This is a genomic window from Mycobacterium sp. (genome assembly GCF_049585075.1).
GTDB lineage: Bacteria > Actinomycetota > Actinomycetes > Mycobacteriales > Mycobacteriaceae > Mycobacterium.
Map to the genome: position 1 here is coordinate 1 of NZ_JBAUZA010000144.1, position 11,061 is coordinate 11,061.

Annotated in this window: 13 protein-coding genes; 9 read left to right on the top strand and 4 right to left on the bottom strand. The window is 65.6% G+C overall.

What is annotated here, in order from left to right:
* The coding region (locus WB785_RS06855; protein ID WP_424078059.1) for an SGNH/GDSL hydrolase family protein at positions 1-558 on the bottom strand (558 nt) is incomplete at its 3' end.
* A gap of 275 nt (positions 559-833) precedes the next feature.
* On the opposite strand from WB785_RS06855, the gene WB785_RS06860 reads away from it, so the two are divergent.
* The 6 genes from WB785_RS06860 (at position 834) to WB785_RS06885 (ending at position 6,322) form a co-directional block, all read left to right on the top strand.
* Positions 834-1,886, top strand: a complete 1,053-nt coding sequence (locus WB785_RS06860; protein ID WP_424078043.1) for an alpha/beta hydrolase — start codon at positions 834-836, stop codon at positions 1,884-1,886.
* Positions 1,887-1,933: 47 nt separating this feature from the next.
* Positions 1,934-3,328, top strand: coding sequence for a cystathionine beta-synthase (locus tag WB785_RS06865; protein ID WP_424078044.1), 1,395 nt, complete (start codon positions 1,934-1,936; stop codon positions 3,326-3,328).
* On the top strand, positions 3,309-3,746 hold the full coding sequence (locus WB785_RS06870; protein ID WP_424078046.1) for a DUF2752 domain-containing protein: 438 nt from the start codon (positions 3,309-3,311) through the stop codon (positions 3,744-3,746). The genes WB785_RS06865 and WB785_RS06870 overlap by 20 nt, the downstream gene beginning before the upstream one ends.
* A 235-nt stretch (positions 3,747-3,981) precedes the next feature.
* On the top strand, positions 3,982-4,374 hold the full coding sequence (locus WB785_RS06875; protein ID WP_424078047.1) for a CD225/dispanin family protein: 393 nt from the start codon (positions 3,982-3,984) through the stop codon (positions 4,372-4,374).
* Between the two features lie 144 nt (positions 4,375-4,518).
* A complete protein-coding gene (locus WB785_RS06880) occupies positions 4,519-5,079 on the top strand; it encodes an RDD family protein (RefSeq protein WP_424078048.1) in 561 nt (186 codons plus the stop codon).
* An 88-nt stretch (positions 5,080-5,167) separates the two neighbouring features.
* Complete coding sequence (locus WB785_RS06885) at positions 5,168-6,322, top strand: cystathionine gamma-synthase (protein ID WP_424078050.1); 1,155 nt, start codon at positions 5,168-5,170, stop codon at positions 6,320-6,322.
* On the opposite strand, the gene WB785_RS06890 is transcribed toward WB785_RS06885, so the two are convergent.
* The 3 genes from WB785_RS06890 to WB785_RS06900 form a co-directional block, all read right to left on the bottom strand.
* The gene (locus WB785_RS06890) at positions 6,315-7,013 is read right to left on the bottom strand and encodes a GOLPH3/VPS74 family protein (protein WP_424078052.1); all 699 of its coding nucleotides are present in this window, start codon (positions 7,011-7,013) and stop codon (positions 6,315-6,317) included. The two genes, WB785_RS06885 and WB785_RS06890, sit on opposite strands and share 8 nt — an antisense overlap.
* A gap of 42 nt (positions 7,014-7,055) precedes the next feature.
* Positions 7,056-7,550 (bottom strand): transcription elongation factor GreA, encoded by a 495-nt coding sequence (gene greA / locus WB785_RS06895; protein WP_424078053.1) that lies wholly within the window; start codon positions 7,548-7,550, stop codon positions 7,056-7,058.
* Positions 7,551-7,810: 260 nt separating this feature from the next.
* Positions 7,811-8,245: a DUF4307 domain-containing protein gene (locus WB785_RS06900; protein WP_424078055.1), complete on the bottom strand. Its 435-nt coding sequence runs from the start codon at positions 8,243-8,245 to the stop codon at positions 7,811-7,813.
* 117 nt (positions 8,246-8,362) lie between these two features.
* On the opposite strand from WB785_RS06900, the gene mca reads away from it, so the two are divergent.
* From mca to WB785_RS06915, 3 genes are all read left to right on the top strand, one after another.
* Positions 8,363-9,235 carry a mycothiol conjugate amidase Mca gene (gene mca, locus WB785_RS06905; RefSeq protein WP_424078056.1) on the top strand — a complete coding sequence of 291 codons (873 nt, stop codon included), beginning with the start codon at positions 8,363-8,365 and terminating at the stop codon, positions 9,233-9,235.
* The gene (locus tag WB785_RS06910) at positions 9,232-9,504 is read left to right on the top strand and encodes a hypothetical protein (RefSeq protein WP_424078057.1); all 273 of its coding nucleotides are present in this window, start codon (positions 9,232-9,234) and stop codon (positions 9,502-9,504) included. The genes mca and WB785_RS06910 overlap by 4 nt, the downstream gene beginning before the upstream one ends.
* On the top strand, positions 9,473-11,061 hold a 1,589-nt coding region (locus WB785_RS06915), incomplete at its 3' end, for a thioredoxin domain-containing protein (RefSeq protein WP_424078058.1). The genes WB785_RS06910 and WB785_RS06915, both read left to right, overlap by 32 nt.

An 11,061-nucleotide genomic window follows, 5' to 3' on the forward strand; every position in this document is an offset into this window, starting at 1 on the left:
GGCCTTGACGACCCCAAAATCGGGGCAGGTGGCGACGACGACCACCGCGCCGCTAGCGCACAGCCGGCGCACCGCTGCGCCGAGCCGGCGCGCGGAGGGACCGAGGCCGTTGAGCGCCGTGACGTCGTTGGCGCCGACCAAGATCACCGCGGCGTCCGGCGGCGGACCTGCCACGAACATGGCGTCCACCTGGCCGGACAAGCCCTTCGAGGTGGCGCCTACGATCGCTTTGGTGCTCAACCGGATGCTTTTACCGCTGTGGTCGGCGAGTCCGCGCGCGATCAGCACACCGGGAACTTCCTCGGCCGTGCGACAGCCGTACCCGGTTGCCGTCGAGTCGCCGAAGATCATCAGGTGCACGTCGACGGGAATCCCGCGTTCCCAGCGCTGCACCGGACCGCCCCCCGGGGTGTAGACGCCGTCAGCCCGGGGTGGGACGTCCCAGGATTTGGGGATCACGCTGCGCGCTTTTGCGGCCTGGCCGATCAGCAGGTTGCGTGCGCCTAAATAGGCAGTGCCGGTCGACGCCAGCGCGCCTGCGGCGGCCAGCGCAACCATCGAGCCTCGCGGCGCGCGAAGTACCACGCGACCAGTTTAGGTCGCCGGTGGCCCGGGTTCGGGGGTGCCGAGCGGCGACACGATTACGGGACGGATCAGTTCTGGTATCGAATCAGACTCTTTGATTGTTGAACTTTTTATTGGTGTCAAGCTAAGTTTGCGAGGTTGGCTAAGCGCTAGGTCGGGTACACCTTGCTATGACGCAAGTTGAACCGATCGCTCTGCTACTTCGTCGACATGCTATATCGCACTACAACGGCGTAGGAGTGTTGAGCATGACCGCACCTAGCAAGGTTTCGGGCTCGCCCCGTAATGCGATCCATCCCCGTGATGCGTTGCGGGCCCGCAAGTTACCCATCAGCGACGGCGTGCCCGTCGAGGTAATCGAAAGCGGCCCCAGCCTTCCCGGAATGGTCGCGGCGCTGGCATGCCGTCTGACGATCCGACCGGTTTTGGCTGTCGGCAGCTACATTCCGCACATGCCATGGCCGTTCGGCCTAATCGACTTCGCTTCACGGGTTTTGCTTCCCGCCCCTGGAACTATCCGCGCGACAGTGGAATTGCCGCACGCCACGGCGCAGCTGGTTCGTGCGCCCGGCGTACTGCCGGCCGACGGCAAGCGACGGGTGGTGCTCTATTTGCACGGCGGCGCGTTTTTGACGTGTGGCGTCAATTCGCACAGCAGGATCGTCAACGCATTGTCGAAGTACGCCGACTCTCCGGTGTTGGTGGTCAATTACCGCCTGATTCCCAAGCATTCGGTCGGCATGGCGCTGGACGACTGCCATGATGCCTACCGCTGGCTGCGGCTTCGCGGATACCAGCCCGAGCAGATCGTGTTAGCCGGCGACTCCGCCGGTGGCTACCTGGCTATGGCACTGGCGCAACGGCTTCAGCAGGTCGGCGAGGAACCGGCTGCGCTGGTGGCGATTTCGCCGTTATTGCAGCTGGCCAAGGAGCCCAAGCAGGCGCATCCCAACATCAAAACCGATGCGATGTTCCCTGCCAAGGCATTTGACGCGTTGATCGCGCTGGTAGCCAAGGCCGCAGGCAAGCGGATGGTCGACGGAAAGCCCGAGGAACTTTACGAGCCGCTCGACCACCTCGAGCCGGGCCTGCCGCAGACATTGATCCACGTGTCGGGATCCGAGGTGTTGTTGCACGACGCGCGGGTGGCCGCCGGCCGACTGGCTGCGGTAGGTGTCCCGACCGAGGTTCGGGTTTGGCCCGGCCAGATACACGACTTCCAGCTTGCTGCACCGGCAGTGCCCGAGGCGACGCGCTCGCTGCGGCAGATCGGTGAGTACATCCGCGAAGCCACCGGCTAGCGCCGAGTGCCCGCACGCGGCGTCGCGGCACCTGAGACGATGAACGCATGCGGATCGCGCGACACATCAGTGAACTCATCGGAAATACTCCCCTAGTTCAGCTGAGCTCAGTTGTGCCGCCGGGGTCGGGCAGGGTGGTCGCCAAGGTCGAATACCTCAACCCGGGCTTGAGCAGCAAGGACCGCATCGCGGTGAAGATGATCGACGCCGCCGAGGCCAGTGGCCAGCTCAAGCCGGGCGGCACGATCGTCGAACCAACTTCCGGAAACACCGGCGTCGGCTTGGCTTTGGTGGCCCAGCACCGCGGTTATCACTGTGTGTTCGTCTGCCCCGACAAGGTCAGCGAGGACAAGCAGAACGTGTTGCGCGCCTACGGCGCTGAAGTGGTGGTATGCCCGACGGCAGTTCCGCCCGATCACCCGGACAGTTACTACAGCGTCTCCGACCGGCTGGTCTCCGAAATCGACGGCGCCTGGAAGCCCGACCAGTATTCCAACCCCCAGGGACCGGCGAGCCACTACGAGACCACCGGGCCCGAAATCTGGGCCGACACCGACGGCCAGGTCACCCATTTCGTCGCCGGTATCGGGACCGGCGGCACGATTACCGGTGCCGGTCGCTACCTCAAGGAAGTGTCCGGCGGTGCGGTGCGCGTGATCGGCGCCGACCCGGAAGGGTCGGTGTACTCCGGCGGCAGCGGCAGGCCGTATCTGGTTGAAGGAGTCGGCGAGGACTTCTGGCCGGCGGCCTACGACCGTGGCGTGCCTGACGAAATTATCGCGGTGTCCGACTCCGATTCGTTCAACATGACCAGAAGGCTGGCCCGCGAGGAGGCCATGCTGGTCGGCGGCTCGTGCGGGATGGCGGTGGTGGCCGCGCTCAAGGTGGCCGAACAAACCGGGCCCGACGCGCTGATCGTGGTGTTGCTTCCAGACGGCGGCCGCGGTTACATGTCGAAGATTTTCAGCGACGCCTGGATGTCGTCGTACGGATTCCTGCGCACCCCGCTGGACGGCTCGATCCAACAGCCCACGGTCGGTGATGTGCTGCGCGGAAAGTCCGGCAAGTTGCCCGATTTGGTGCACACCCACCCGTCGGAGACGGTGCGTGACGCGATCGGCATCCTGCGCGAGTACGGGGTGTCACAGATGCCCGTCGTCGGCGCCGAGCCGCCGGTGATGGCGGGCGAGGTAGCCGGCAGTGTGTCTGAGCGCGAACTACTTTCGGCGGTCTTCGAAGGCCGCGCCAACCTGGCCGACGCCGTTGGCCAGCACATGAGTCCGCCGCTGCCGATCATCGGCGCGGGCGAACTGGTCGGCTCGCTGGCCAAAACGTTGCGGGACTTGGACGCCGTCATGGTCGTCGAGGAGGGCAAGCCGGTGGGCGTCATCACTCGGTATGACTTGTTAGGTTTTCTGTCCGATGGCCCTCGGCGTAAATAGCCGGACGGCGCCGACCCTACGGCGTATCGCTGCCCCGCTCGGTGTTGCCGCTGTGGTGGCAGTGGCGTGCGCGATCGTATGGTGGGCCGATCCCACGACGCCCGGTGGCCCAATTCCGGTGTGCCCCACCAAGTTACTCCTCGGCGTCGACTGCCCCGGCTGCGGCACTTTGCGGATGTTGTACTCAGTGATGCACGGAAACCTTTTGGCAGCAGCGAAATTCAACGCGCTGGCGCTGGCGGCGTTAGTGCTGTTGTTGTGGGCATATTCGGCCTGGGTATACGGTCGCTTGGCGCGCCGGCGAATCTGGAGTTGGCAACATCATCGCTGGGCAGCACCAGTGGCGTTGGCGATGGTGGCGACATGGTCGGTGGTGCGTAACCTGCCGTTCGGGCCGTTCGTCGCGCTGCGGGTGTGACGGAAATGGCGAACCGATCCGAGCGCTGTGCGGGTTGCGGGGAGCCCGGCACGCAAATTACTTCGGCTAGCAAACCGAATGGTGTCCCAAGGGGCTGCGACTGCCATTTGCCGACTGCCGATGACGCGATAGCGGCACGCTATTTCTCAGTAGCGCCCGCTGCAAGGCACCACTCAGGTAGCCTACGGAGCGCCACGCGCAGCTAACTTTGCGTTAACAACCCAGGAAGGCGCGAATGATTGAGCAACCACCGGGGCCACCCTCGGGAGGCTATCCACCGCCTCCGCCGCCTCAAGGTGGCGGTATTCCACCACCACCGAGTTACGGAGCCCGGCCCCCCGACAACCACCTCGTCTTCGGAATCCTGGTCACCCTGTTTTGTTGCTTGCCGTTCGGCATCGTGTCGATCGTGAAGGCGACTCAAGTCTCAGGCTTGTGGGCACAAGGCCAATATGCGGAGGCGCAGAAGGCCGCCGACGACGCCCGGAAGTGGGCGCTATGGGGTGCGATCGCCACAGTCGTGGTGTACGTGATCGTCGGGATCATCTATTTGATCTTCGGCGTCTTACTCGTGGATTCCGTCGAGTCGAACCTTCCCACCACTACTACGCTGCCCTACCCGACCTAAGCTGCGGTATTTCTGACCCGCGTTGCGAGGTGCGCGGCGCGCGTCAATGCTGCCGCGGTCACAGGCATCGCGATGCTGAGCGTCGTTAGGCTGAACGTCTGTGAGCGGTCAACGCAGCGTCGCCCGCGCGCGGGAAGGCCGTTCATGACTGACGAACCGCGGTTGCCTCCGGGGTCGGCGACACCCGCTCTGCCAGAGCAGGCCTACACGTCGTGGCACGCCCGGGTCGCGGCATGGCTGATCGACATCCTGCCGTTCGTGGTCATCCTCGGCGCCGGATGGCTGGTGCTGCAGAACAGCGTCGACAGCGCCTGTCTGACCGACGTCACCCGCTATGACGTCAACCAGATCTGTTCCATCGGGTACTCCACGGTGGGTGTGACGGTGATGTGGGGGGCGATGCTGCTCGGCCTGGTGTATTTGGTCTGGAATTACGGCTACCGACAGGGCGTAACCGGATCGAGCATCGGTAAGTCAGTGCTGAAGTTCAAAGTCGTCAGCGAGAACACCGGAGAGCCGGTTGGTTTCGGAATGTCGCTGTTGCGCCAGATCAGCCACGTGGTCGACGCGGTGCCGTTCTACATCGGCTACCTGTTTCCGCTCTGGACCGCCAAGCGCCAAACGCTGGCTGACAAGATCATGGCCACTGTTTGCCTGCCTCTGGAACAAACGCAGGCAGATGGGACAGCCCGAAACCGCTCTTGAAGACCCCTCATCGCGCTCCGCGTCCCCCTCGCCGCTGCGCGGCTGGGGGGACCCCCACTGCATCGTCGCCTGGCTAGGCTGATCGTCGATGAGCGAACACTTCGACACCGCCGGGCTCGCCACCAAGGCCATCCATGCCGGCTACCGGCCTGACCCGCAGACCGGTGCGGTCAACGCCCCGATCTACGCCAGCAGCACCTTCGCCCAGGATGGGGTCGGTGGCCTGCGCGGCGGATTCGAGTATGCGCGCACCGGCAACCCGACCCGGGCCGCGCTGGAAAGGGCGTTAGCCGCCGTCGAGGACGGCAGGTTCGGCCGGGCATTCGGTTCCGGCATGGCGGCCAGCGACTGTGCACTGCGGGCGATGTTGCGTCCGGGCGACCATGTGGTGATCCCCGACGACGCCTACGGCGGAACATTCCGGCTGATCGACAAGGTGTTCACCGGGTGGGGTGTGCAATACACCCCGGTGGCGCTGTCGGATCTCGACGCGGTCCGCGGTGCGCTGCGCCCGCACACCCGGCTGATCTGGGTCGAAACACCCACCAACCCGCTGCTGTCGATCGCCGACATTGCCGCAATCGCCGAGCTGGGCTCCGAGACTGGCGCGAAAGTGTTGGTGGACAACACATTTGCATCTCCGGCGCTACAGCAGCCGTTGACGCTGGGCGCCGACATCGTGCTGCAATCAACCACCAAGTACATCGGCGGCCACTCCGACGTGGTGGGGGGCGCCCTGATCACCAACGACGAGGAGTTGGACGCGGCGTTTGCGTTCCTGCAAAACGGGGCGGGTGCGGTGCCGGGCCCATTCGATGCCTACCTGACCATGCGCGGCCTGAAGACGCTGGTGCTGCGGATGCAGCGGCACAGCGAAAACGCCTTGGCGATAGCGGAGTTCCTCGCCGAGCACGCATCGGTGAGCGCGGTGCTTTATCCCGGCCTAGCCACTCATCCCGGTCACCAGATCGCAGCGCGGCAGATGCGCGGCTTCGGCGGCATGGTGTCGGTGCGGATGCGGGGCGGACGCAGCGCCGCCCAGACGCTGTGCGCCAACACCAAAGTGTTCATCCTGGCCGAATCGCTCGGTGGAGTCGAGTCACTGATCGAGCACCCCGCCGCTATGACCCACGCATCGACCGCCGGTTCCCAGTTGGAGGTTCCCGACGATCTGGTGCGGCTGTCGGTCGGCATCGAGGACATCGCCGATCTGATAGCCGATCTCGACCAGGCGCTCAGTTAGCCCCGCCGCGCGCGGTCAGCGCCTGACGGATGGCCGCCGCCGTCACAGCCAGGTTGACTTCGGCCAGTTCCGGTTCGGACTCGCGTACCCAACTACCGCTGGCGATATCACCCGCACGGTGTAGCGCCCATTCCCAGGCCCGCTCGTTGAGGCTGAGCACCGCGCGCAGGCCGTCGACGCTATGCAGTAGCGCGATCAGTGCCGCCATTGCGGGATCGGGGCGGCCGTGTTCCAACAACACCGACATCAGCGTCGTACGAATCTCGTCGACCCGAGTCCGGTCGAGCAGCGGCCAGGCGTAAACCGGCCTGAAGCCCTGGAAACCACTGAAGGTGTTGCCCTGCAGTCGAACCCGGTGGATGTGTCCGCATGCCTGCAACTCTGACAACACCACGCCGGTGGTTTGGCGGCGCAATTTTGCGATCGCGACAGCCGGGCTCATCGGGCGGCGCAGCAACATCTGCAGTGCGGGGGTGAGCACCGGATCCGTTGGCTCCGGTCCGATCAGCGCAACCAGCTGACCGGCCTGCACAGGTTCGTGGTCCACCGCCGGTCGGATCCGGCAGGCATACGCCAAGTCCAGCAGCACCGCCGCGGATAGCACCCGCCCGTGGCGGGCCCGGTCCAACGCGGGCTGCGCCGAGGCGTTATCGAGCAACAGCAAGGCTAAATCCTCGGCGATGCGCGCCATCAGCCGATGTGACCCCGCCCTTAGTCCCGACCGTAGCCCTAGTTAGGCGTGATACGGCTCCGCGCTGACCAGCGTCACTTCGACGGTGTTGCCGTTGGGCACGGTGTAGCTGCGCGACTCGCCGACCTTGGCGTCGATCAGGGCTCCGCCCAGCGGCGAATTCGGCGAGTACACCTCGAGCTTGCCGTCGTTGATGCCCTCCTGGCGGGTGGCGATCAGAAACGTCTCGCTGTCCGACTTGTCGCCGTTGTAGTAGACCTTGACCACCGAACCGGGCAGTGCCACACCGGACTGCTTGGGAGCCTCGCCGACCTTTGCGTTGTTGAGCAGGTCCTGCAGCTGACGAATGCGGGCCTCTTGCTGGCCCTGCTCTTCGCGAGCGGCGTGGTATCCGCCGTTCTCCCGCAGGTCGCCTTCCTCGCGCCGGTCGTTGATTTCCGCGGCGATGACCGGACGGTTCGCAATCAACTGATCGAGCTCAGCCTTGAGTCGGTCATGTGACTCCTCGGTCAACCAGGTCACCTGAGTGTCCGTCATCTCGTCGTGCTCCTTGTGCTGTCGGTTCCGCGGCATCCGCGTCGGCAAGTTGTCGTCTCTGCTGCCGGGCGGTTCCACCGCGTGTACTGCCGACCCCAGTAGTCGGGCAGACCCCCTGCGCGGCACATCTGGCCGCTGATGCAGCAATACACGGTCCCATGCTGGAACCGTGCATCCGAACATCCTACCACCGCGGCTGCCGGCGCCGACTACGTTTTCGCTGTTCGGCGTTTGCCAGCCACTGCAAAAAGCTGGTCTGGTCAGGGCGCGCGCAGGTAGCCTGGCACGTCGGCGCCGCAGCCGTAGACGTCGCCCATCACCGGCGGTTGGGAGGACTTGACAATCGTCGTCACCTGGACCGTTGCCTCGGATGCCGGCGGAACCAGCACCTCGCGTCGACCCGTCTCGCTGCCGTCTTTCGCGCGCACCCGCACGATGCAGTCGACCGGCCGCGACGGATCCGATCGCGTCACGCTGATCGTTACCGATACCGTCTCCTGGTCGATCAGCCGATAGCCGGCCAGCGTGCCGTGGACGTCGCTGCGACCCAACCGTTGGTAGCCGATGACGGCGATGACGATGCCGGCGATGACACCCGCCCCGGCCAGCGCAAAAACGATTCGACGCCGCGATGCGCGGGGCATTGGCCGATACCCGTAGCGGGTGTGCGGCGGCTGCAGCGAACGGTCGGTCATGTGTCTTGCGGTACCTGCCGGGTAATCAGGCTTCGGGCCCCGGTATCGGGGATGAAACTATTAGGACTGGAACTATAGGGCCACAAACCAGGCCGAAAGACATGGGACAGGGAGCACGTGAGCGAACTGCGGTTGATGGCGGTGCACGCCCACCCGGACGACGAATCCAGTAAGGGCGCCGCCACCCTTGCCCGCTATGCCGACGAGGGGCACCGGGTGTTGGTGGTGACCCTGACCGGAGGCGAACGCGGCGAGATTCTCAACCCGGCGATGGACCTGCCCGAAGTGCACGGGCGCATCGCCGATATCCGCCGCGACGAGATGGCCAAGGCAGCCGAAATCCTCGGCGTCGAGCACACCTGGCTGGGCTTCGTCGATTCCGGCCTGCCGAAGGGAGATCCGCCGCCGCCGCTGGCCGAGGACTGCTTCGCGCTGACCCCACTCGACGTGGCCGTCGAGGCGCTGGTGCGGGTGGTGCGCGAGTTTCGCCCGCATGTGATGACGACCTACGACGAGAACGGCGGCTACCCGCACCCCGATCACATCCGCTGTCACCAGGTTTCGGTCGGTGCCTTCGAGGCGGCCGGCGACTATGCCCGGTTCCCGGACGCGGGAGAAGCGTGGACGGTGTCCAAGCTGTACTACAACCACGGATTCCTGCGTCAGCGGATGCAGCTGCTGCAGGACGAATTCGCCAAGCACGGCCAGCAGGGCCCGTTCGAGAAGTGGCTGGCCCATTGGGATCCCGCGCATGACGTGTTCGCCGGCCGGGTGACCACCCGGATCGAGTGCTCGGCGTACTTCAGTCAGCGCGATGATGCGCTGCGTGCCCACGCCACCCAGATCGACCCCAAAGGCGACTTCTTCGCGGCGCCGATCGCATGGCAGCAGCGGCTATGGCCCACCGAGGAGTACGAGCTGGCGCGCTCGCGTGTTCCGGTGCGAATTCCCGAAACCGATCTGTTCGCCGGACTCGAGGCGCAACAGTGAACCCGCTTGCGCTTGCCGCGATCCGGGTGCTGGCAGACTCGCCGCACAACAACGGACCGGATTTTGGCAAAGCCAGCCCGTTCGGGTTGCTGGTGGTGGTGCTGCTGCTGGTCGGAACGTTCTTCCTAGTGCGGTCAATGAACCGGCAACTAAAGAAGGTGCCCGAATCCTTCGATCCGCAGCACCCCGAACCAGATCAGGCCGGCGACGAGGGCACGGTCGGAGGCGACGAGCCAGATGACCGGTCACCCCATGAGCCCGGCGGGTAACCAGCTGGCGCTGGCCGCCAGCCCGTACCTTCGCCAGCACGCGGACAACCCGGTGCATTGGCAGCAATGGTCGCCGCGGGCGCTGGCCGAGGCAGCCGAACGCGATGTGCCGATCCTGCTGTCGGTCGGCTACGCCGCATGCCACTGGTGTCACGTGATGGCACACGAGTCGTTCGAGGACGACGAGGTGGCCGCCGCGATGAACGCGGGGTTCGTGTGCGTCAAGGTCGATCGCGAGGAGCGGCCCGACATCGACGCGGTCTACATGAACGCCACCGTCGCGCTCACCGGGCAGGGTGGGTGGCCGATGACGTGTTTCCTGACACCCGACGGCCGGCCCTTCTTCTGCGGCACCTACTATCCCAAAGCGGCTTTCCTGCAGCTGCTTTCGGCGGTGAACAGCACCTGGCGCGGTCGCCGCGACGAGGTCGAGCAGGCGTCCGACCACATCGCAGGCGAATTACAGTCAATGGCTGGGGGATTGCCTAGTGGCGGTCCGGAAGTTGCGGCGTCGCTGTGCGACGACGCCGTCGCCGCCATTCTGCGTGACGAAGATACTGCGCACGGTGGGTTCGGCGGCGCACCGAAATTCCCACCGTCGGCGTTGCTCGAGGCGCTGCTGCGAAACTACGAGCGGACCGGCTCATCGCGTGCCCTGGATGCGGTCCGCCGTACCGGCACCGCGATGGCCCGTGGCGGAATCTACGACCAGCTGGCCGGCGGGTTCGCTCGCTACAGTGTCGATAATGCTTGGGTAGTACCGCATTTCGAGAAGATGCTCTATGACAACGCGCTACTGCTGCGCGGCTATGCGCACTGGGCGCGCCGCACCGGCGAGGAGTTGGCGCGCCGGGTCGCGGGGGAGACCGCACGTTTCCTGCTCGACGAACTGGCGCAAGCTGACATGTTCACCTCGTCGCTGGACGCCGACGCCGACGGCCGCGAGGGTTCGACCTACGTCTGGACACCTGCGCAACTGACCGACGTGCTCGGCAACGACGGCGGCCCTTGGGCCGCTTCGATTTTCGGAGTCACTGCGACGGGTAACTTCGAAGCCGGCGCGTCGGTGCTGCAGTTGCTCAGCGATCCCGATGACCCGGACCGGTTCCAACGCGTCCGGACCGCATTGCAGGCCGCCCGGCTCACCAGACCGCAGCCCGGTCGCGACGACAAGGTCGTCTCCGCCTGGAACGGACTGGCCATCACCGCACTGGCCGAGGCGAGTGTCGCGTTGGACGCACCGGAATTCGCCGACGCCGCCGCTGCATGCGCGACCGCGCTGGTGCAACTGCACATGGTGGACGGCCGGCTGCGCCGAGCCAGCCTGGGCGGGCGGGTCGGCGAGAGCGCGGCGATCCTGGAAGACCACGCGATGCTGGCCACCGGGCTGCTGATGCTCTACCAGTTGACCACCGATGACGTCTGGTTGACGACGGCCACCGACCTGCTCGATATTTCGTTGGCGCACTTCGCCGATCCCGACCGGCCGGGCCGCTGGTACGACAGCGCTGACGACGCCGAGCGCCTGCTGTTGCGGCCCGCCGACCCGCTGGACGG